Annotated in this window: 20 protein-coding genes; 8 read left to right on the plus strand and 12 right to left on the minus strand. The window is 60.9% G+C overall.

Annotation, left to right across the window (positions count from 1 at the left end; all coding sequences use genetic code 11):
* Positions 1 to 18: 18 nt before the first annotated feature.
* Positions 19 to 1,458, plus strand: a complete 1,440-nt coding sequence (locus tag AB4Y32_RS35930; protein WP_368725837.1) for an aspartate aminotransferase family protein — start codon at positions 19 to 21, stop codon at positions 1,456 to 1,458.
* Between the two features lie 165 nt (positions 1,459 to 1,623).
* Positions 1,624 to 2,634 (plus strand): DUF2891 domain-containing protein, encoded by a 1,011-nt coding sequence (locus AB4Y32_RS35935; protein WP_368725838.1) that lies wholly within the window; start codon positions 1,624 to 1,626, stop codon positions 2,632 to 2,634.
* Positions 2,635 to 3,251: 617 nt separating this feature from the next.
* On the opposite strand, the gene AB4Y32_RS35940 is transcribed toward AB4Y32_RS35935, so the two are convergent.
* Both AB4Y32_RS35940 and AB4Y32_RS35945 read right to left on the minus strand, forming a co-directional pair.
* The gene (locus AB4Y32_RS35940) at positions 3,252 to 3,521 is read right to left on the minus strand and encodes a DUF1488 family protein (RefSeq protein ID WP_087737029.1); all 270 of its coding nucleotides are present in this window, start codon (positions 3,519 to 3,521) and stop codon (positions 3,252 to 3,254) included.
* Positions 3,522 to 4,172: 651 nt separating this feature from the next.
* Complete coding sequence (locus AB4Y32_RS35945) at positions 4,173 to 4,742, minus strand: SRPBCC family protein (RefSeq protein ID WP_368725839.1); 570 nt, start codon at positions 4,740 to 4,742, stop codon at positions 4,173 to 4,175.
* A gap of 298 nt (positions 4,743 to 5,040) precedes the next feature.
* Between AB4Y32_RS35945 and AB4Y32_RS35950 the strand changes: the two genes are divergently transcribed.
* Positions 5,041 to 5,937 carry a fructose bisphosphate aldolase gene (locus tag AB4Y32_RS35950; RefSeq protein ID WP_439899884.1) on the plus strand — a complete coding sequence of 299 codons (897 nt, stop codon included), beginning with the start codon at positions 5,041 to 5,043 and terminating at the stop codon, positions 5,935 to 5,937.
* 423 nt (positions 5,938 to 6,360) lie between these two features.
* Here AB4Y32_RS35950 and AB4Y32_RS35955 read toward each other — a convergent pair whose 3' ends face one another.
* The gene (locus AB4Y32_RS35955; RefSeq protein WP_368725840.1) at positions 6,361 to 7,779 is read right to left on the minus strand and encodes a PLP-dependent aminotransferase family protein; all 1,419 of its coding nucleotides are present in this window, start codon (positions 7,777 to 7,779) and stop codon (positions 6,361 to 6,363) included.
* Positions 7,780 to 7,848: 69 nt separating this feature from the next.
* A complete protein-coding gene (locus tag AB4Y32_RS35960) occupies positions 7,849 to 9,369 on the minus strand; it encodes an MFS transporter (RefSeq protein ID WP_368725841.1) in 1,521 nt (506 codons plus the stop codon).
* Positions 9,370 to 9,488: 119 nt separating this feature from the next.
* Between AB4Y32_RS35960 and AB4Y32_RS35965 the strand changes: the two genes are divergently transcribed.
* Both AB4Y32_RS35965 and AB4Y32_RS35970 read left to right on the plus strand, forming a co-directional pair.
* Positions 9,489 to 10,364 (plus strand): LysR substrate-binding domain-containing protein, encoded by an 876-nt coding sequence (locus tag AB4Y32_RS35965; RefSeq protein WP_368725842.1) that lies wholly within the window; start codon positions 9,489 to 9,491, stop codon positions 10,362 to 10,364.
* 236 nt (positions 10,365 to 10,600) lie between these two features.
* The gene (locus tag AB4Y32_RS35970; protein WP_087737022.1) at positions 10,601 to 10,861 is read left to right on the plus strand and encodes a DUF1488 domain-containing protein; all 261 of its coding nucleotides are present in this window, start codon (positions 10,601 to 10,603) and stop codon (positions 10,859 to 10,861) included.
* Between the two features lie 350 nt (positions 10,862 to 11,211).
* Here AB4Y32_RS35970 and AB4Y32_RS35975 read toward each other — a convergent pair whose 3' ends face one another.
* The 7 genes from AB4Y32_RS35975 to AB4Y32_RS36005 form a co-directional block, all read right to left on the minus strand.
* The gene (locus tag AB4Y32_RS35975) at positions 11,212 to 11,787 is read right to left on the minus strand and encodes an H-NS family nucleoid-associated regulatory protein (RefSeq protein ID WP_368725843.1); all 576 of its coding nucleotides are present in this window, start codon (positions 11,785 to 11,787) and stop codon (positions 11,212 to 11,214) included.
* A 644-nt stretch (positions 11,788 to 12,431) separates the two neighbouring features.
* Entirely contained in the window at positions 12,432 to 12,743 is a 312-nt protein-coding gene (locus tag AB4Y32_RS35980; protein ID WP_368725844.1) for a DUF4148 domain-containing protein, read from the minus strand.
* 200 nt (positions 12,744 to 12,943) lie between these two features.
* Positions 12,944 to 13,309, minus strand: a complete 366-nt coding sequence (locus tag AB4Y32_RS35985; protein WP_087737019.1) for a response regulator — start codon at positions 13,307 to 13,309, stop codon at positions 12,944 to 12,946.
* 82 nt (positions 13,310 to 13,391) lie between these two features.
* Complete coding sequence (locus tag AB4Y32_RS35990; RefSeq protein ID WP_368725845.1) at positions 13,392 to 13,931, minus strand: hypothetical protein; 540 nt, start codon at positions 13,929 to 13,931, stop codon at positions 13,392 to 13,394.
* Positions 13,928 to 14,662 (minus strand): methyl-accepting chemotaxis protein, encoded by a 735-nt coding sequence (locus AB4Y32_RS35995; RefSeq protein WP_368725846.1) that lies wholly within the window; start codon positions 14,660 to 14,662, stop codon positions 13,928 to 13,930. Before AB4Y32_RS35995 ends, AB4Y32_RS35990 begins: the two co-directional genes overlap by 4 nt.
* A gap of 17 nt (positions 14,663 to 14,679) precedes the next feature.
* Positions 14,680 to 17,070, minus strand: a complete 2,391-nt coding sequence (locus AB4Y32_RS36000) for an ATP-binding protein (RefSeq protein WP_368725847.1) — start codon at positions 17,068 to 17,070, stop codon at positions 14,680 to 14,682.
* Positions 17,071 to 17,308: 238 nt separating this feature from the next.
* Positions 17,309 to 18,202, minus strand: coding sequence for a YihY/virulence factor BrkB family protein (locus tag AB4Y32_RS36005; protein WP_368725854.1), 894 nt, complete (start codon positions 18,200 to 18,202; stop codon positions 17,309 to 17,311).
* Between the two features lie 455 nt (positions 18,203 to 18,657).
* Here AB4Y32_RS36005 and AB4Y32_RS36010 point away from each other — a divergent pair, with 455 nt between their 5' ends.
* The gene (locus AB4Y32_RS36010; RefSeq protein ID WP_439899885.1) at positions 18,658 to 19,686 is read left to right on the plus strand and encodes a sugar ABC transporter substrate-binding protein; all 1,029 of its coding nucleotides are present in this window, start codon (positions 18,658 to 18,660) and stop codon (positions 19,684 to 19,686) included.
* A 20-nt stretch (positions 19,687 to 19,706) separates the two neighbouring features.
* Here the strand turns inward: AB4Y32_RS36010 and AB4Y32_RS36015 are convergent, their stop codons facing one another.
* The gene (locus tag AB4Y32_RS36015) at positions 19,707 to 19,844 is read right to left on the minus strand and encodes a hypothetical protein (RefSeq protein ID WP_368725848.1); all 138 of its coding nucleotides are present in this window, start codon (positions 19,842 to 19,844) and stop codon (positions 19,707 to 19,709) included.
* On the opposite strand from AB4Y32_RS36015, the gene AB4Y32_RS36020 reads away from it, so the two are divergent.
* Complete coding sequence (locus AB4Y32_RS36020; RefSeq protein ID WP_368725849.1) at positions 19,843 to 20,832, plus strand: ABC transporter permease; 990 nt, start codon at positions 19,843 to 19,845, stop codon at positions 20,830 to 20,832. The genes AB4Y32_RS36015 and AB4Y32_RS36020 overlap by 2 nt on opposite strands.
* 22 nt (positions 20,833 to 20,854) lie before the next feature.
* The gene (locus tag AB4Y32_RS36025; RefSeq protein WP_342943793.1) at positions 20,855 to 21,676 is read left to right on the plus strand and encodes an ATP-binding cassette domain-containing protein; all 822 of its coding nucleotides are present in this window, start codon (positions 20,855 to 20,857) and stop codon (positions 21,674 to 21,676) included.
* The last annotated feature ends 29 nt before the right edge of the window (positions 21,677 to 21,705 follow it).

The following is a 21,705-nucleotide window of genomic DNA, read 5'->3' on the forward strand; positions in this document are numbered from 1 at the left end:
AAGACAACTGGAGGCAACATGAGCTACAGAACAGAAGAAATCACTTACGTGCAACCCACTGCGCAGCCGACTGCAAAGGCCAGCGCATCGCGACAGCAACGCAGCACCGCGGAATATCGCGCGCTCGACGCCGCGCATCACATTCATCCGTTCTCGGATATGAGCGCGTTGAATCACGCAGGCAGCCGCGTGATCATGAAGGCCGAGGGCGTCTATCTGTGGGACTCGGACGGCAACAAGATCATCGACGGCATGGCTGGACTGTGGTGCGTGAACGTCGGCTATGGCCGCAAGGAACTCGCGGACGCGGCCTATCGGCAGTTGCAGGAACTACCCTTCTACAACACGTTCTTCAAGACGACCCATCCTCCCGTGATCGAGTTGTCGGCGCTGCTCGCCGAACTCGCGCCCGCGCCGTTCAATCACTTCTTCTATTGCAACAGCGGCTCGGAAGGCAACGACACGGTGCTGCGCATCGTCCATCAATACTGGGCGACGCAAGGCCAGAAGCAGAAGAAGTTCGTCATCTCGCGCAAGAACGGCTATCACGGCTCGACGATCGCGGGCGGCACGCTCGGCGGCATGGGCTATATGCATGAGCAAATGCCGTCGCAGGTCGAGCACATCGTGCATATCGACCAGCCATACTGGTTTGGCGAAAGTGGAGACATGACGCCGGAAGAATTCGGCCTCGAACGCGCACGACAACTCGAAACGGAAATTCTCGAACTGGGACGGGAGAACGTCGCGGCGTTTATCGGCGAGCCGTTCCAGGGAGCAGGCGGCGTGATATTCCCGCCGTCGACGTATTGGCCTGAAATCCAGCGCATCTGCCGCAAGTACGACCTGCTGCTCGTCGCCGATGAAGTGATCGGCGGCTTCGGCCGCACAGGCGAATGGTTCGCGCATCTGCATTTCGGCTTTGAGCCCGATCTGATCACGATGGCCAAGGGCTTGACTAGCGGTTATGTGCCGATGGGCGCTGTCGGCCTGCACGATCGCATTGCCAATGCGATCATCGAGAACGGCGAATTCAATCATGGCCTTACTTATTCGGGGCATCCCGTCGCCGCTGCCGTTGCCGTCGCGAATCTGAAACTGCTGCGCGATGAAGAGATTGTCGAGCGCGTGAAGAACGATACGGGTCCGTACTTTCAGCGGTCACTGCGCGAGACGTTCGCGAATCACCCCATCGTCGGCGAAGTAGCGGGCACGGGTCTCGTCGCGGGCATTCAACTCGCGCAAAACCCGAAGACCAGGAAGCGCTTCGAAAACGGCGGCGACGTCGGCACAATCTGCCGCGACTTCTGCTTCAACGGCAATCTGATCATGCGCGCAACGGGTGATCGCATGCTGCTCTCGCCGCCACTCGTCATCACGAAAGACGAGATCGACGAGATCGTATCGAAGGCGAAAAAAGCCATCGATGCAACCGCGCGGCAATTGGAGCTTTTGTAATGGTACTCAAACCACGCGCGGGCAACGCGCTTCATACATGACAGAAAGGCGGCGATAAGGGCAGAATGTGCTCCTCGCCTTTAACACGATGTTCGGCCCGTGCATGCCCGAGCAAACGGATTGAAGGCTTACCGTAACCCCTATGTCCGTTATGACGAGGCGTCGATGAATGCCGTGCTCACATCTGAAATCGCATCGAAATTCGCTGGTCTCGCGCTTGCTCATCTGACGCGCGAGTATCCGAACAAGCTCACGCACTCGCTCGCCGGTCCGCAGGACGTGCAAGGTCCGCGCGAACTGCATCCTATCTTCTATGGCAGCTATGACTGGCATTCGTGCGTGCATGGCTACTGGTTGCTCCTGCATCTGCTCGAACGCTTCCCGGAGTTGCCCGAGGCGCCGCAAATCATTGCCGTCGTCGACGAGCACTTCACGGCAGAGAAGGTCGCGGGCGAACGCGCCTATCTGGATCTGCCGCATAACCGGGGTTTCGAGCGGCCGTATGGCTGGGCATGGCTGCTTGCGCTGTCGGGCCAGGCGGCATCGTTAAAGCTGCCGCAAGCCGAACGCTGGTCGAATACGATCGAGCCGCTAACGAATGCATTCGTCGAACGGTTCGAAGAGTTTTTGCCGAAGGCGACTTATCCGCTGCGCGTCGGTACGCATTTCAACATGGCATTTGCACTGGCGCTCACGCTCGAATTCGCGCATCGCACGCAACGCGATTCGCTTGCAACGCTGATCGTCGAAACGGCGAAGCGCTGGTATCTGAACGACGCAGATTGCCAGGCGTGGGAGCCATCTGGCGATGAGTTTCTGTCGCCTTCGCTGATGGAAGCGGAGTTGATGCGGCGGGCCTTGCCGCCCGCCGAGTTCGACGGATGGTTCACGCGATTTCTGCCCGATCTCGCACAGCGGCAACCCGCAACCCTGTTCGTGCCCGCCACCGTCACCGACCGCAGCGACGGCAAGATCGCGCATCTGGATGGGCTGAATCTGAGCCGCGCGTGGTGCCAGCGATCGCTTGCACGCGCGCTGCCGAATGACGATCCGCGCCGCGCAGTGCTGTTCGAAGCCGCCGACATACATCTGGAAAGCGCGTTACAGCACGTCGCCGGCGACTATATGGGCGAGCATTGGCTCGCCACTTTCGCGACGCTCGCGCTCGAAGCGTGATGAACGCTTGAACATCGCAGTGAGATGAAAATGGCCGGCGTGCATAGCACCGGCCATTTGCTTTTCAGTTGCCGAATCTGTCTTTCAAGGGATGAGCGTGAAGTCTCTTCCGACGGGACGCCCGCGCGCCGCACGTCGAGTGCGGAATCGCTCTTCACCACTGCATTCGAACCCGGCGCGGGGAACCGCTGGCTGCGATGCGCGTCGGCTTTGCCGCGCAAAGGATGCTCGTCCTTATGTCACCGATGGCAGCGGGAGAGTTGATCGGAAAAGAAGGGACAAAAAGAAAGGCCCACCAGGCGGTGGGCCGAATCCATATCAAGAGGAGACATGGAGGAGACAATTGCTAGGATAAACCCTTAGCGCTGTGATGCAAGTGCATGTGTCGCGACAACAACACGCTCTACTGCGAATACCCCCTGCCGCGATCCAGACAGTGCGAGCAGGCGGCAAATCTATCGAGCCGAAATGCTTCGTGAAGCACGACACGCGACGACGCAAGGATGGGCAGAGCGGAAAATGACGTGTGGCAGGCTTGTGAGGTACCCCGCGCAGCCGCGAGCCACGCGTGACAGCATGCCGGGCAGCGCCGGCGCGCAGTAGACGCCGGGCGGCGTCTAGCGGTATTCGAAATCGTCCGCGGTAATCAACACGTGCGTCGAGCCCTTCGCGAGCGCCTTGCGTTCGGCCACTGCCGCTATGCGGCGCTGACCGTTGCCGAATGCCTTCGTGAGGTGCAATTCGTCCGCGCCACGTTCCAGCCAGAAGTGCTGTTCGAGCGCATCGCGCGTAATCGAACATCCTATCGCGCGCTTTTGCACGACGATATCGAAAGTCACGGATTGGCCGTTAGTCGAAAGCGCAAAGTTGCGTACGGACTGTTCCATTTTCAGCCTCTCATGAACCGCAGTCTAACCGTATTTCGTGTTGCTTTCATGAAACCATGCCCCGATCATCCCGCATTGAAACTATCTCACTCCGTTCGGCATCGATCAGTTCGGAACAACCCTTGACACACACCCGTCGCAAACGTTTGATAGCGCCCAACGCAAGTAACAACCATTGGTTAAGGGTCGCGGGGACCTGGTGCCAACGTCTGCGAGCACCTTGCGAGGCGTTTTCACAACGAAGAAAACGTCCGGAATGTGCCCATTTTGAACGGCTACGGCGGGGTTGTTCCTCGCTGTCAGACAGAAGAACGCATCTGCAGTTGCACCGCGTGGATCGCGCAGTTTTTTGTCTAACGAAAGATCGCACGCAAACGAATCGACACCGTGCGTTGCGGCGTCGTCAAGGATACAACGCAATCGTTTGCACTACATGTCACGTCGCACGCAGTGGAAAATCCATATCGTGGAGCCGATCGGCATACAGCTGGTCCCGATCATGGGATCGTCGCCACGGCACTCGCGCTCGGTGAACCGCTCGGCTGGAAGGAAGCAGTAGCGTTGGCGCTGACATTGAGCGGTGTCGCACTTGCATTGCGGCGGAAAGCGCCTCAAGAAGAACAAGTTCGATCGGTCCAGCTTGAACGCGTTCTACTCGCGCTGCCCCGCTTGCTGTTCCATCGCGTTCTTGAGGCGCTCGACGGCTTCGTCCGATTCCGCCTGGATCTTCGCGCGCAGTAGCATCGCGTTCAGCAACGCGAACCAGAGCGTCGGCGAACGGTAGATGAAGGCGCGCTCGAACCGTGTGCCATTTGTGCCATTTGCGCCATTTGCGACGGGTGTCAGCGTGTAGCTGACCGTGCCCGCGGGTCGGCCTTCGATCGTTCCGTCGATCGTCCACTTGTCCGGCCGGTTGCGCTCGACGACTGTCCATACGACGCGCCCACGGCGTCCCGCGACGCGAAACTCCTCCGTCGTCTGCTCGCCGACGGCCAGCGAATGATCCGTTGCGCCCGTGACCGCCAGCGACGACGGATGCCATGCCGGCCAGTGCGCGGGCGTCGTTACATAGTCGAAAACAGCCGTGCTGGGCCGCGCGATGCGCACGACAGTAACAATGCGCGTCGAAAGATGAAAAGCGCGCGGCAACGGTACGAACAGGAGTCCGAGCGCGGCCGCCACACATGCCACAGTCGCGATCACTCGCACCAGCGTATTCATCGCTATTCGCGCGAGGTCCGCGCGCCAATGAAGGAAGTACTTTATTTTGCCGCTCGCACAATGGCAGAGACCGGTTTGTCGATCTTACCGCCGCTATTGCGGAGCGGGATCAGCTCTAGTGTTGCCAATCACACTGCGGGATCACGCGTTTCCTGACACATTGTGCCTGGAACATTCCTCGCTTATGTGTTGAATTGAACCCGATCCGCACGATATAGGAGTGCGCGCTGCTATGCCGTACACTTGTCGAGTCGGAAACGAATGGTCCACCAATCAGTTGTTCAAGGAGGGAACGTCCGTGGCAAATGACAAAATGTTGACGCAGATTTCTGAAAAGGACGGCTTCATTGCCGCGCTCGACCAGAGCGGCGGCTCAACGCCGGGCGCACTGCGGCAGTACGGCATTCCCGACGACGCTTATAACGGCGACGCCGAAATGTTCAGGCTGATCCATGAAATGCGTGTGCGCATCATCACCTCCCCCGCCTTCACCGGCAAAAAGGTGATCGCGGCCATTCTGTTCGAGGCCACGATGGACGGGCAGGCTCAAGGCAAACCCGTGCCGTCGTTCCTCTGGGAAGACCGCGGCGTCGTGCCGTTTCTGAAAGTCGATAAGGGACTCGAAGCGGAAAAGGACGGCGTGCGCCTGATGAAGCCGATCCCCGGGCTCGATACGTTGCTCGAGCGTGCGCGCAAGGTCGGCATTTTCGGCACCAAGATGCGCTCGGTGATCGAGCAGAACTCGCCGTCGGGTATTGCCGCCATCGTCAAGCAGCAGTTCGAATATGGCGCGCAAATCGACGCGAGCGGACTCATGCCGATTCTCGAGCCCGAAGTGTCGATCAAGGCGCCGGACAAGGCGGGCGCGGAAAAGGCGCTGCGCGATGAAATCAGCAAGGGCCTCGATGCACTGCCTGCCGGCAAGCAGGTGATGCTCAAGCTGACCATTCCCGACGTCGCCGACTTCTATAAGCCGCTGATCGATCATCCGCGCGTTGCGCGAGTCGTCGCGCTTTCGGGCGGCTACACGCGCACAGATGCGTGCACGAAGCTCGCGCAGAATCACGGCATGATCGCGAGCTTCTCGCGTGCGTTGATCAACGACCTGAAGAAGCAGATGAGCGACGACGAGTTCAATGCGAAGCTCGCGGAAGCCATCGATGAGATTTACGAGGCTTCCTCCGTCAAGGTCTAAAAGAAAAGCCGTCTGCAAGCCGCGCGGGATGCAGTGCTACTGCGTTTCGATCCCGCGCGGCTTCGTCTCTCCTGCTCCGCCCGTTCTGCGCGTTTTGCGGATTGATCGAACCCATTGTTTACCGCCCGCGAAAATGAGTGCCCGGAAGGCATGCAACGGATGTACCTGAAGCGCGTCGCGAAGACAGTTGCCAGCAAGCCTTACCTGACGGGTGCGATCTCAAGTCAACTTTTCCGAAAACGACTCATCGTTGTCCGTTCTCAAGGGAAGAAGCCGGGTCTACTAGAGACGCAATCCAAGCGGCTTCGTAGCGAAGCATGTTGGCAACTCAGCAGTGATCACGCCTTGAACTTCCGCGCCAGCGAACGCGCGAGAGGCTCTGGACGAATCCATCGCAGAGTCTGTTAATGAAACGCGCGCTACTCATTTCACTGCCTGTGTAACGAGTTCGCCGAGTATACGGACGGCACGGTCGATATCCGCATTCCACGGATGCCCGAAATTGATGCGCACGCAATGCCGGAAGCTGCGTGCCGCCGAGAAAATGGGCCCCGGCGCGATGCTCACGCCCTGCTCGATCGCGTGTCTGTGCAGCGTCAACGCGTCGACCGTTTCGGGCAATTCGAGCCATACGAAATAGCCGCCCGACGGACACGTCCATTTCACGCCCTTCGGCATGTAACGTCGTAACGCCACATTCATTGCATCGAGTTGCGCGCGCAATGCCGCGCGCAATTTACGCAAATGCCGGTCGTACCCGCCATGTTGAAGATAATCGGCGATACCCGCCTGCACGGGAATGCTTGCCGAAAGCGTCGTCATCAGCTTGGCGCGCTGTACTTTTTCCGCGAATTTTCCCGCAGCGGCCCAACCAATTCGGTACCCTGGCGCAAGCGTCTTCGAGAAAGAACTGCAATGCATGACAAGCCCTTTTCGATCAAACGCAATCGCGGGCAACGGATAGTCCGCCTGAAAGTGCAGTTCGCCATAGACGTCGTCTTCGATCAACGGCACCTCGTGTCGCTCGAGCAGTTCCACTAGCGCCTTTTTCTTTTCGAGCGGCATCGTCGCGCCCGTCGGGTTCTGGTAGTTCGTCATGAACCAGCACGCGCGAATGGGATGCTTGTCGAGCGCCTGTTCGAGCGCATCCAGATCGAGGCCGGTTTGCGAATCGACGGGAATTTCGACGGCGCGCAAATCGAGTCGCTCAATCGCCTGTAGCGCGGCGTAAAACCCCGGAGACTCGACCGCTACTACGTCGCCAGGACGGGTCACGGCCATCAGACATAGATTCAATGCTTCGAGCGCGCCATTGGTGACGACGATTTCATCGAGCCGTTGCGACAGCCCCATGCCCAGATAACGCAGCGCTATCTGCTGACGCAATGCCTCGTTGCCAGGCGGCAAATCGACGACTGTACTCCACGGATTCACCGTGCGCGCCGTTTGTGCGAGCGACTTCGCAAGACGCTGCAACGGAAACAACATGGGCGACGGAAACGCGGAACCGAGTGGCACGACGCCCGGATGCCTCGCCGCTTCGAGCACGCTAAAAACGAGTTCGCTGATATCGACTTTCGCGGACTCGGCGAGCGCGCGCTTCTTTGTGGCCTCGCGACTTTCGGGAACGGCCGCGCCGCGCGCGACGTAATAGCCGGAACGCTCCTGCGCGCGAATGAGTCCCCATTCTTCCAATAGGTAGTAAGCACGAAACGCCGTGGACTGACTGACGCCATGCTGCGCGATGACCTGCCGCAACGAAGGCATCCGCGTGCCTACGGCGAGACTGCCCGAGCGTATTTCCGCCGCCATCGTATTGGCGAGTGATTCGTACCGAGTCATCGAAGGGTGCGCGTTGCAGCGCGCTCTTTGTATAGAGCTTTTTATACTAATCGGTACTGCACCACGCAATCAACGCTTGCTGCTTTTCATCGACAGATAGACGACGAATGCCGAAACGGCCGCCACCAATGCAGCCGCGCCGAATGCCTGTGAGAAGCCCTCGCCGTAACTCGAGCGCGCAATGCGGGTCAGCGTGTCTGTCAGAGCAGGCGCATAGAGCGTGAATGCGCGCGCGAAGTCGCCTGCCATCACACGCTCCGCGAAGCCCGGAACGGACGGAACCTGGACATCGGACATCTGCGCGGTCAACGCCGAACGCACACCCTCGGCCAGCACCGCGCCGAGTCCGGAAAAGCCCAGAAGAATGCCAGTGAAGCGCGATGTCGTGCTGATGCCGGACGCCATGCCCGCACGTTCTCGCGGGACTGTGCCCATGATCGCCTTCTGCGTTTCGCCGTTCAGCAGTCCCCCGCCGCTGCCGAGCAGCGCCATCGCTGCAACCAGCCACGCATGGTTCGCGCTGCGCGCGGCAAGCATCATCGCGAGATTGCCGCAAGCGACCACTGCGAGGCCGAGCGTCAGAATCCGCCGCGAATCCAGATATGCCGCGAGTTTGCGCCCAAGTTGCGGCAGCAACAGCATCGCCAGCGCAAAAGGCAACATGCCGGCCCCCGCACCGCGCGCGCTTTCGCCTCGCGCATTTTGCAGAAACAGCGGCAATAGCGAAGCCATTACCTGCGCCGACGATGCATACGCGAACATCGCCACAATCGCGCCGACGAAAGGCAGCGAACGGAACAGTGCGAGATCGAGCATCGGATGCGCGCGCCGGCTTTCGACCAGCGCAAACGCGGCGAACAGCGCGACACCGGCACATGCACGCGACACGACGGCGGTACTGAACCATCCGCGTTCCGGACCGAGAATCAGGGCCCACGTCAACGAGAACATCGCTGACGCAAAGAGCGCAATACCCGGCAGATCGAGCGAGCGCGGCGTCGGGTCGCGCGACTCGTCGACGATTCTGACGACACCCGTAGCCAGCAGCGCGCAGATAGGCACATTGATCGTGAACGCCCAGCGCCAGCCCAGATACGCGCTGACGACACCGCCGATCAGCGGCGAAAGGACCATCGTCAGCCCCATGATGCCGCCCCACACAGCCCACGCACGCGCGCGTTCGCGCTCGTCATGAAACGCATGGCCGATGATCGCGAGCGCGGGCGCGAGCAGGAACGCCGCGCCCACGCCCTGCGCGGCTCGCGCGATATTCAGCAACGATGCGCTCGGCGCGACGCCGCATGCGAACGAAGCGAGCGCGAAAAGCGCAATGCCCGCGAGGAACACGCGCTTGCGTCCGAAGCGGTCGGCGAGCGAGCCGGCGGGCAGCAACAGCGCGGCAAAGCACAGCACGTAAGTGCTGATCACCCATTCGATATCGGCAAACGACGCATTGAGATCGCGCGCAATGGTGGGCAGAACGATGCCGACTACATTCGTGTCGAGCACAGTCATCGCGCACCCCATCGACGCAATGAGCAGCAGCGGCGTGCCGCGAGAGGCCGAATGGGTAACGGTGATTGAACTCATGGGGCTGGTTTGCGGAAAGACGACGGACGGTGAGCCCGTATTTCACCAGTTTTTTCTATTCCGTTCATTCCCGTGTCTGTTCAATATAATTAGGTTTAACCTAATACTCGCCAGGCCTTATGGAACTCCGGCATCTGCGTTACTTCATCGCCGTCGCGGAGCGGTTGCATTTTGCACAGGCCGCCGAAGCCCTCGGCATCGCGCCCCCCACGCTGACCGTGCAGATCCAGGAAATGGAGCGTACGCTGCAGGCGCAACTGTTTCGCCGCACCAAACGCACGGTAGCGCTCACGCCTGCCGGAGAAGCATTTCTCGCCGAAGCGCGCGAGACCATCGCGCAGTTCGAACGCACGCTGAATGCCGGAAAGCGCGCCGGACGCGGTGAACTGGGGCGAATCCATATCGGCTATGTCGGCTCGGCCGCATTTTCGGGCATCCTGCAGAAGCAGCTCCGCGCGTTCCGCAAATCGAGGCCGGGCGTCCTCGTGCAAGCAACCGAACATCCGATGGGCGAGCTGCCCGCGCTACTGGAGGAAGGACGCGTCGACGTCGCGTTCGTGCGCATGCCCGTCGAACTGCCGTCCTCGCTGCGCGCGCACGTGTTGACGCGCGATGCGTTCTGCGCGGCGCTGCCCGCCGAGCATCCGCTCGCGGCAGCAGCGGGTCCGATCAAGGCGCGTGCGCTGGCGGGCGAAACCTTCGTCGTGCCCGAACAGGATCTCGGCACGCGGGAAATCGCGCGGCGCGGCCGCTTCAATCCGCGCATCGTGAGCGCGCCGGGCACGCTGCTCGCCGTGTTGACGCAGGTCTCCGTGGGCGCGGGCGTGGCCATCGTGCCCAATGTGCTGACCCGGGTGGTCAATTTGCCGAACGTCGTCTTCAAGACGCTTGCGGGCGAGCCGGTCGTGTCGGAGGTCGCCGCGGTTTTCCGCAAATACGAGCATTCGCCCGCGACGAAAAAGCTCATCGAGCAGATGACGGGCAAGGCGGCCTAGTACTTTCCCGGGCTTTTACCCTCCCCGCGACCTATCATTGGAGAGCGAGACCGACGCTCGACATCGCCCGCCATCGGGCTGGGCATGTTCGAAGCGGACTGGATCGTTCCTTGCTGTACAGCACCGAAGCGAACGCCCCAGACCGGACCACCTGGCCCCGGGCAAAGGAACAATCGCCCGGAAAACCGCGCTGGCGGACGTTCGTGTATCACACCTGGCACTCACGGAGAAATCAAATGACCATCGAATTCACCAGCCGCCGGCACGTCGTAGCCGCATCGCGAGTCGCATTCGAAGCGAACGTCGAAGGAAAGGAGGTATGGTGCAGCGTATCAATCGACGCCCTCAACGACCACTTCGGCAATACGGGCACGTCGTCCCACGATCTGATCGCGGCATTCGAGGGTAACAGGAAGGCAATTGAAGCTGCCGCTCGCCGTGTGCTACAGCGAAATGGGGGACAGTCGGTGGAACTGGAGACGCGCGACTTCCATTAGATCTGGCTCGAAAACCGCGTCGCGCGCAGAAAAAGCAATGCTGGCGCGCGCGACGCCGACAGGATCAATCATCGATCCACGCACGCCAGGTCGCGATTCGACCGCCAGTACTTTCACCTGAAAACAGGCTTTTCAGCGCGCCAGGCGGGGATTTACGGGGAGTGACGAAATGAGCTTTCTGACGCTCGCCGTGACCGAAAACCCACTGCGCATTGGATTGCGCATCTCGCCTCGGCAAAAATTCTCAGCAATAGCGAATAGATCCGGCACGACGACGAGCTTTTTTTAGTCCGCCGCCGTGCGTGGCATTCGTGCGAGGCAGCGCAGTGGCCCACCCTCCCATCGACTTTTTAAGCGCGTGATTTTCTCGCAGCCTTCCTGGCCGCTGTCTTTTTCCCGGCAACGCCATTCATTCCCGTGGCCTTTGCACTTCTAATCAGAAACTTGTTACGGTCTTTTTCCGCTGCCAGCCATGCGGGCGCCGGACCACGGCCGCTCCACGTCGCGCCCGTCTCCGGATGACGATATTTGGCGGGCTGCCGTCCTTTAGGCTGGCCGTTGCTCTTCGCCCCCTTGGCGGACACGCTCGTCGCAACCTGGCTCGCCGCGCCGGAAACGAGGTACTTGTTGCGATCCTTCGCGCCCGCAATCCAGGCCGGTGCGCGGCCGTGACCCGTCCAGGTCGCTCCCGTTTTGGGATCGCGATATCTGGCTACAGCTTTCGTCTGCACACCTGCCGACTTCAGCGAAGGACGGCCGCGCTTTCGATGGCCGAGATGCGCATCGATATCGGCTGTCGTCAGATTGTGCTTGACCATCAATGAGCGAATGCTTTCGAGAGCCGCCGCCGACTTTTGAGAAGCGATGGCATCGGCCTGCTGCTGAAGCTTTTGTATCTTTGCCTGAAGTGCTTCGAGTGTAGCCATATTGAAACTCCTGATTGAAGATACCGGCACTATGCCACGGACATGTCATATATGGCTAGAGTTCATCCATTACATGAAAAGACAGACGCCTTTCGTTTTGCTGCTAGCGCCGCGTTCGACGAGAGCATTAAAAAAAATTCGATTCGCGTAGGGAATAGCGAGAATGTCAAATTGCTTGCATTGGCGACGGGCATCCGGCTAACCGTTCTATGCAGAAGAGAGATAAACCGGGCAAAGGTCTATTCTTTGCGCATCGCGAGACGAATGAACGGCTCGACTTCAACGAGTCTTTACAAGTGTGTCGACCTTGAATTCCTCATCGACGGCTTCGCGCCATGGCGATCTACTGTTTTGAAAGCATAGTCGACGCGAGTCACTACCTTTCACGCGCTGCCGGCCTTTTCTATTTTCTATTCGATCGACAGTGCGGATTCGATTTCCGCAATCCTCGTCCCGCCGGCGTATGTGCGATCCGGCGTTGAGTCACGCGTCGAATACGCCACTCATGAGCACGCTAATAACGAAAAAGGCCGGGACCTGCATCGCACAGTTCCCGGCCCTGACGCTGGATCAAAACGCTCGGCGCAGCGTCAACGATTCATGTCGGCCTGTTTTATCGCAGTTATCGCAGACAACGCACGCGATCAGTGATGCGCGAACGCGACGCCGTTCGCGCGCACGTCACGCACGCCCGCTTGATACGAACCATCCGACGCCGCACCGTATCCGCTTTTCTGCGCGGACGCCGCATTCTGCGCGGCCAGACGGGCTTCGGCCGCCTCGATGTGGACGGGATAGCTGTTGCGGTCGTCGAGCGGGCTATAGCCGACGTTATGCAGCTGCACCAGTTCTTCTCGAACTTGCGCGCGCGTCACAGGCTGACTGGTCTGCGCAAAAGCAGCGAGGGGAGCGCTAATGAGAGCCGCAATGACAAAGGCTTTGGCAAACGTTTTCATGGCAACAACTCCGGGACTGTTCGTTTGGGCTGCTTCGAACCTGCGTTGTGCAACCGTTCAACAGAAGTTTAGAGGTGCAGCGTTCGCCGATAAACACGCGGCGCGTGAATAGATCATTCAGCGAATCGTGACAATCCGCGATGCGTCGCTGCGCCCGCATACAGCGGGCTTCCGAATCCCGATCCGCGGTGCGCGGCCCGTCAGCCCGCCAGTTTCCTGAACGTTTCGAGCACGGCGTCACCCTTGAACGGCTTGACGATCCAGCCCTTCACGCCCGCCGCCTTGCCGCGCTCCTTCATCGCGGGACTGCTTTCCGTCGTCAGCATGATGATGTTGACGCTCGCGTTGGCCAGCTCGCTGCGAATCTTTTCGGCCATCGTGAGGCCGTCCATGTTCGGCATGTTCACGTCGCTGACGACGAGGCGGATGCCCGGTGACGACTTCAGCTTCGCGAGACCGTCCTTGCCGTCCACGGCCGTCTCGACATCGAGGCCGTTCTTTCTGAGGAAGCCCGCCACTTCATCGCGAACCGTACTCGAATCGTCCACTACCAGAACCTTTCCCATTGCTCACCCCGTCGCGCCTTTAAAGCGGCGCATTGATTGATTGAAGATATGCGTCGTGCGCGAAAGCCGAAGCCGAAGCCGTTCAGAACAGTTCGAGTTCTCCGCCGCTGTCCTCGACTTCGGCCACGTGGGCGACGAAATCGACGGGCGCGCTCGCGCACACACAAAGCGTCGCGCCGATTTGTACGTTTGCGCCGATGGTCACGCGAAATGCCGCGAGGTGCGCCGGCTTCAATTCCGTCAGATAAGGCACGCACGCGCCATTCAGCTGATAGGGTGTCGACATGCCCAGATCAGGAAAGTACTCGACCAGCTGCTGATTGATCGCGCCACAGCACAGATTGCCGACTTCCATCAGTGCTTCCGCCAGCGAACGATCTTCGGCGTCGCGCAAGTAGTAATCGCGCGTCGTCTGGTCGTCGTCGAAATGCAACACGAGCAGAAAGCGGAATGCAATCGATGAAATGGTCAAAACGACGATATGGCTCGCAAGCGCCCTATTGGCCAGATGTGCATCGAGAGCAGTGATTTCGCACTCGTCGCCGGCACGGGCGGGCAAACGCGTGCGCGCGGACTGATAGAAGATCCGTTCGATACTTTCTTTCGCTTGCTGACTGATCACGACGTCGCCTGTTCTAACCGGGATTGAATCTGGCCGGCGAGCGCTTCGACGCTCGCCAGCGACGCAGCGATCATCTTGCCGCCTGCCTGAATGTCCTGAAACGTGGCCGTCGTGATGAGGTCGTTGCGGTTCAGACTGTCGTGATAGCTCTTCGACAGTTCCTGCGAGCGCGAAGCGAGCGCGCGCACTTCGCTCGCGACGATCGAAAACCCCCGTCCGGCCGCGCCCGCGCGCGCCGCTTCGATCGAAGCGTTCAGCGAGACGATCAGCACGTGCCGCACGATCGACGACAGCTCGGTGTTCTTTGCGTGCATGTCGTGGTTCTGCGCCATCAGCGAAATCATCTGCTCATGCCAGCGCTCGAAGGTGGCCGACAGATGCCGCAAGCGCGCCGCTTCGCCGGAAAGACGCGTCGCGTGCTGAAGCCATTCGTCCTTCTGGTTCAACAGCGCATTGAGCGCGGCGCGCGCCTCTTCGGCTTGTGCCGAGTGATGCACGAGATCTTCGCGCAACGTGTCGGCCAGCGCGTGCAATTCGCGCGCCTGCTGCTCATGTTGCCGGATCTCCGCTGCATGTCGCTCTTCGGCTTGCGCCCGTTCCTTCGCCTGCAACTCGAGCGCCGCCCGGTTCTGCTCGTTGGCCTTTTTGATAAGCCAACGATGCGCGAGCACGCCCGCAAGCGCGCTCGCCACGACGCCTGCCAGCGCCGCGATCACATACTGTTCAACCACAACGAATCCCCGTAGTGCTATTCGGAAAGTGCATTCGCCTGAATCGAATTCACCGTTTTGGCGGCATCGTGCATCGACGTGCCGACGCTATCGACAGCGCAATTTTCCGGCAGATAGACGATAGTCTGGAACTGGCGGAAGTCGGCACCCGTGCGCTCGTCGGTGAAGCGCAATCCGATGCGCCCGCCTTCGCGCCGGATGAAATCGCGCACGGCGTCCATGCCGACGCCGCGACCTGAGACTTCCGTCACGTTTTGCGCCGTCGAGAAGCCCGGCCGGAAAATGAACTCCGCAACGGCTTCGTCGCTCAATTGGGCATCGGGCTGGAGCCAGCCGCGCTCGGCAGCGATGCCTCGAATGCGCGACATCGCGAGGCCGCGTCCGTCGTCGCTCAACGTGATCTGCAACGCCCCTTCCGCGACACCCACTTCGATATCGATCACGCCCGCTTCGGGCTTGCCAAGCGCCACGCGCTGCACCGCCGTTTCGATGCCGTGATCGACGGAATTGCGCAACAGGTGCATGAAGACATTCTTGAGCGCGCTTCCTGCGTGTGCACGAACGCGATAGCCGTTATCGTCGATACGCACGGTCGGCGCCGCCTTGCCGAGTTCCGTCGCGAGCGAAGGCAGCGACTCCAGCACGCCCGCGAGTGCATCCTCCACCTTCTCCGTGCCCAGCAGACGCAAGGTTCTGCGCACCGCATCGCGCGCCGTCAGCAAATCGCGCACGTCGGCGGGGTTCGCTGCATCGAGCAGACGCAGGCTTTCCTGAATGTGTTCGCTGTCGACCATCAGATAGCGCTCGACGCTGCTGCGGCGACCCGTATTGCGGCGGCCGAGGCTCACTTCGTTGATCGTCGCGTAGTGCTGCAGCGCCTCTTTCACGCGCGCGAGTTCGGCGATCAGTTGCTCCTGGTCCCACTCGTGCGCGGTCTCGGGACGGCGCAGCGCGTCGTAACGCTGCTCCGTCTCGTGCACGATGCTGGTCAGATGCTGAAGGCTATAGGTCCGCGCATTGCCCTTGATCGTGTGCATGTTGCGGAACAGCTCCGCAACGGCCGACCCGTCCGCATGCGCGTGCTGGCGAATGATGCGCTCGTTCTCATTGATGAAGCTCGTTGCGCTTTCGACGAAATGATGGAACTTCTCCTCGCTCACTGCGAGAATCTCGCCGATCATTTCAAGGCGGCGCTTCTGTTCGCCCGCTTCGGCGGCAAGCTGGCGCAGTTCCGTCACGTCGCGCACACACAGCATCAGGCGCATCACAGTGTCGTTTTCGTCGGTGATCGCCGACCAGCTCAAGTCGAGCGTCTTCACGCGGCCATCGGGCATCTTGCGCGTCAGTTCGTTGACGAGCAGATGCTGGTTGAACTCGAAGTTGATGCTGTCCTCGCCGATGCACGCCGCAACGGCTGCCTCGACTTGCGACACCGTATCGGCGCCGAGCTCGCTGTCGCCGAACACGAGGTCCATCAGCGGACGGCCCGCAATGTCCTTCGTTTCGAAGATCGCTTCCAGATAAGCCGAATACTCGGAGTGAATCACGGCGCCTTCGACGACAGTCAGAATGCCCTGCTGCATGTTTTGCAACATCGCCTGAATGTCGGCCGTCTTCTGCTTCAGTTGCGCGGAGCTTTGCTGGATCTTCTCGATCATGCCGTTGAACGCGACGATCGAATGGCCGATCTCGTCCATGCGGCCCACGGGTACGCGGCGCGTGAAATCCTGGCTCGATGCGATTTCGCTCATCATCGACTGCATGCGCGAAAGCGGCCGCGTGATCTGACGGTACAGGAGCAGACCGATCAGGACCAGCACGAGAATGGCCGCGCCCGCTGCGGCCGCGATGGCCGTCGTCGTCGTGGCGAGGCCCGTGTTCAGCGCGTCGATTGCGTCATCCTTCTGGCGGTTCTTCTCGATGCGCAGCGTTTCGACGATACCTTCCAGTTCGTCGCGATACTGAGCGACGTTGGCGAACAGATACGCTTGCGCGAGATCGTTCTTCCCGTCCGCCTTCATTTTCGCGGTGTCGTTGATCGCCGAGAAGTAATTCGCGAGACTGTCGCGCGCCTGCGTGACGAGCCCTTCCTGCGCATGGCTCGCTGCGGCTTTCGCCTGCACGTCGAGTGCTTCGCGCAGCGACTTCTCCTTCGCGGCCAGTTCCTTTTGCGCCTGCTCGACCATATTTGCATCGGGCGCATAGACGAGCGTCATCGTCGCGAGCTGAACGTCCTTGACCTGCGAAACGAGGTCAGCGGATGCGAGCGCGCTCGGCACGACGCCCTGCGTCACTTGCCGGACGTCTGCGGCACTGCCGCGTGTCTGATAGACGGCGTATCCGCCGATTGCCGACAAGGCAACCAGCATCGACACCACGAGTAGAGTGATGCGGTGACGGATGGTCATTTGCGGTATTCCCCGAGGTCTTGCGCTGCGCTGCGCAGCGCTGCCCGTTCTGATTTTTCCATGTGAAGGGCGACGCGATTATCGTCGGTGGCTCGTGACGAAGCTGTGACCAGACGAATTGTTTTGCGGGCCAAGAAACGCAATACAACATGCGCGCAAATCGGCCTAAAGTTCTCGTACTCGTCGCCGTTAACGCAAACACTATTTCGCCGACGCAAACGTTTTTCTTGCCGTCGGCTCAACCCGTCACGAATGGCTGTGAAGCGCGCTCGTTACCGCTCGCATTGAGCCGCTCGTATTCGGCGATCAGTTGCGCGCCGAACAGCATCAACGTCGCGAGCGCTTCGAAGCTGAACAGCACGACGATGGCCGTCGTCAGCGAGCCGTAGACGACGCTCACCTGCGATAGCGTCGCGAAATACCACACCAGCACGCGCCGCGTGATCTCCCACAGCACGGCAGCCGCCACCGCGCCGACAAACGCATGCCACGGCGTCGTGCGTCCCGCGGGTATCACCAGATAGATGGCCGCGAGCACGAAGATCTCGCCGGCAAGACCGAGCAGATAAAGCACGACACGCGTCGCGCCCGTCAACGATATCGTGTGATCGAGCAGTACGACGCTGTCGCTTGCGACGGCGCGAAGTCCGCTCGACACGAACGTCACGAGCAGCACGCCGACGCCCAGCGACAGGCTGAACAGATACGGCAGGATCGCCGACAGCAGAAAGTGCCTGCGCCGTATCGCAACGCGATGCACGAAGATGATCGACAGCGCGTTCTCGAGCACCGTGAACGCGAGCGAGCTGAAGAAGATCATCGTGACGACGAGGAACCAGCCGATCACCGCGCGATGCGCAAGGAAATTGGCAAGCTCCTGCACGATCGCTTTCGATTGCCCCGGCACCAGCCACTCGAGCAGATGCGCGAGCGTATCGAGCAGCAATTGCTCGCCGACGAAATGACTGAACGCGATCGCGACGAGTATCAGCAACGGCACGATGGACAGCAGCGCATAGTAGGCAATCGCGCCCGCGAGCAGCAGCCCCTGGTTCTTGCGGAATGCCTTGAACACCTGCAACGTGAACTGCGCAGGATGCTTCGCGACGTAATGCAGCGCGCGATTGTGCATCGTCTTCACGTTCGCCTCCGCTTGTCGCGCGAGTGATGGCGACCTCGCCAGAACCGCCAGCAAGTCACGGTCCCGATTAGAGCACAGGCGTCGATTTTCAGAGCATTTGCCCACTAAAAGAACAAATGAACCTAATTTGCGGGGCACCGCACTCCTGATTTACCCCTATCCGACAGGTGCTTCGCGGCCCCGCTTCACAGCCCGCCAGGCCTTGTGCAGCAAGGCTCTGCACGTCACGGCGCGCCTCGCCCCGCGTCGCGCCGCATCAAACCCGCTTCTTGATTTTTGGGAAGGCCGCTGCTGTACTAACTAAAACAACTTGATTTAGTAAGGCCCGCGCAGCCGGCGACCCAATCGCATGGCGAGCGCAACAGAAAGCGCAATCAGCGCCCGTCGAAACCGTTGAACCGATCGCTGTTCACAACGTCGTCGTCAAACATCCGGAGGAGCGTTCCATGAACCCGAATTCCCGCAGGCCATTGCGCCGCGAGTCCCACATGCAGCCCGTCATCAAGGGTATTGCCGCAGCGTGCGTCGCCGCGTCGGCGCTGTGGTGCGCGAGCGCGAGTCTCGCGGCCGATCAGCCCGTCGTCGGCCTGATCACGAAGACCGACACCAATCCGTTCTTCGTCAAGATGAAGCAAGGCGCGGAAGCCGCTGCGCAGAAAGACGGCGCGAAGCTGATCACGGCGGCCGGCAAGTTCGACGGCGACAACGCCGCGCAGGTCACGGCCATCGAGAACATGCTGACGGCAGGCGCGAAAGCGATCCTCATCACGCCGAGCGACACGAAGGCGATCGTGCCGAGCATCAAGAAGGCGCGCGCGGCTGGCGCGCTCGTGATCGCGCTCGATACGCCGACCGATCCGCAGGACGCCACCGACGCCCTCTTCGCCACCGACAACTTCAAGGCTGGCGTGCTGATCGGCGAATACGCGAAGGCCGCGCTCGCCGGCAAGCCCGCGAAGATCGCGACGCTCGATCTCGCGCCCGGCGTCTCCGTCGGCGTGCTGCGTCATAACGGCTTTCTGAAGGGCTTCGGCATCAAGGAAGGCGATGCGTCGATCGTTTGCAGTCAGGACACGCGCGGCGATCAGGCGAAAGGCCAGACGGCGATGGAAAACTGCCTTCAGAAAGCGCCCGACATCAACGTCGTCTACACGATCAACGAACCGGCCGCAGCGGGCGCATATCGCGCGCTGAAGAATGCGGGCAAGGAAAAGAGCGTGATGATCGTGTCGATCGACGGCGGCTGCGAAGGCGTGCGCAACGTGAAGGCCGGCGAGCTTGCCGCGACATCGCAGCAGTATCCGCTGAAGATGGCTTCGCTCGGCGTGGAAGCAGGCGTCGAGTACGCGAAGTCGGGCAAGAAAGCGTCCGGCTATCACGACACGGGCGTGACGCTCATCACCGACAAGGCGCAAAGCGGCGTCGACAGCAAGGACACGAAGTTCGGTCTCGACAACTGTTGGGGCAACAAGTGACAGCGCAAGTCGAATAGCAGTCACCAGGCAGCAACGGAGATGCGCAAGGTGCGCATCTCCGCGAGTTCTCCAGCGTGAGCGCGACGGGTTCCATCGAGACCCTCTTCCATGAAATCCGCCGCACGCAGATCACGCATCGCTTCGAGGAAACACATCATGTCGACTCCCACCGTTCCCGCTCAAAGCCACCGCCGGTTCGCGGATCATATGCCGACGCTCGCCGAGGCAGGTCCGTTGATCGCACTCGTGCTCGCGTGCATCTTCTTCATCTCGCAGAGCAGCCGCTTCCTGTCGTTCCAGAACCTGTCGCTGATCCTGCAGCAGACGATGGTCGTCGCCGTCATCGCGATAGGCCAGACTTTAATCGTGCTGACGGGCGGCATCGATCTGTCGTGCGGGATGGTGATGGCGCTCGGCTCGATCGTGATGACGAAGTTCGCCGTCGTGATGGGCGTGCCGCCCATGATCGCGATCCTGTGCGGCGTCGGCGCGAGCACGCTGTTCGGATTGCTCAACGGCGTGCTGATCACGCGCATCAAGCTGCCCGCGTTCATCGTCACGCTGGGCACGCTGAATATCGCGTTCGCGGCCACGCAGATCTATTCGAACGCGGAGAGCGTGTCGAATCTGCCCGACGCGATCATGTTCTTCGGCAGCACGTTCAGCGTCGGTCCCGCGACGGTCACGTACGGCACCGTCCTCACGCTGCTGATGTATCTCGCGACGTGGTTCGTGCTGCGCGACACCGTGCCCGGCCGCCATCTCTACGCGCTCGGCAACAACCCGGAAGCCGCGCGCCTGATGGGCCTTTCCGCGCAACGCATCCTGATCACGGTCTACACGCTGTCGGGCGCGATCTACGGCATCGCGGCGCTGCTCTCCGTCGCGCGCACGGGCGTCGGCGATCCTCAAGCGGGACAGACGGAAAACCTCGACAGCATCACGGCCGTCGTGCTGGGCGGCACGAGCCTCTTCGGCGGACGCGGCTCGATTGCGGGCACGCTGCTGGGTGCGCTGATCGTCGGCGTATTCCGCAATGGCTTGACGCTGATGGGCGTGTCGTCGGTGTATCAGGTGCTGATCACCGGCATTCTCGTGATTCTCGCCGTCGCCGCCGACAAGCTGTCGCGCCGTGGCGCACGTTGATCGTTATCTGAAGGAGACTGTCATGTCGACAACCCCCTCGTCCGCCAACACCACCACCCGCACCGCCAACGGCAAGACCCCCGTTTTGCAGGCGCGCGGCCTGATCAAGCGCTACGGCCACGTCACCGCGCTCGACGGCTGCGATTTCGAAGTAATGCCCGGTGAGATCATGGCCGTGATTGGCGATAACGGCGCAGGCAAGTCGTCGCTGATCAAGGCGCTCTCGGGCGCGCTCGTGCCCGACGAAGGCGAGCTGCTGCTCGACGGCAATCCCGTCAATTTCCGCAGCCCGATCGACGCGCGCCAGCAAGGCATCGAGACCGTCTATCAGGATCTCGCCGTCGCGCCGGCGATGAGCATCGCGGAGAACCTGTTCCTCGCGCGCGAACTGGTGAAACCGGGCTGGCGCGGCAAGCTCTTCAAGATGATCGACAAGCGCCGCATGCTCGACGAAGCGACCAACGCGATGAAGGACCTGCAGATCGGCATCCGTTCGATGCGCCAGGCCGTCGAGACGCTCTCGGGCGGTCAGCGCCAGGGCGTCGCGGTGGCGCGCAGCGCGGCGTTCGCGCGCCACGTCGTGATTCTCGACGAGCCGACGGCCGCGCTCGGCGTGAAGGAAGGCAACATGGTGCTCGAGCTGATTCGTCGTGTGCGCGAGCGCGGCCTGCCCGTGATCCTGATCAGCCACAACATGCCGCACGTGTTCGAGATCGCGGATCGCATCCACATTCAGCGGCTCGGACGGCGCGCGGCGCTCGTCAACAAGAACGACATCCACATGTCGGATGCCGTCGCGATCATGACGGGCGCGAAGCAGGCCGACGTGCGCGCGATCGCATGACGAATGAGCACGAGTAACCAGATACCGTC

Source organism: Paraburkholderia phymatum (genome assembly GCF_040965635.1).
In the GTDB taxonomy this organism is placed as follows: domain Bacteria; phylum Pseudomonadota; class Gammaproteobacteria; order Burkholderiales; family Burkholderiaceae; genus Paraburkholderia; species Paraburkholderia phymatum_B.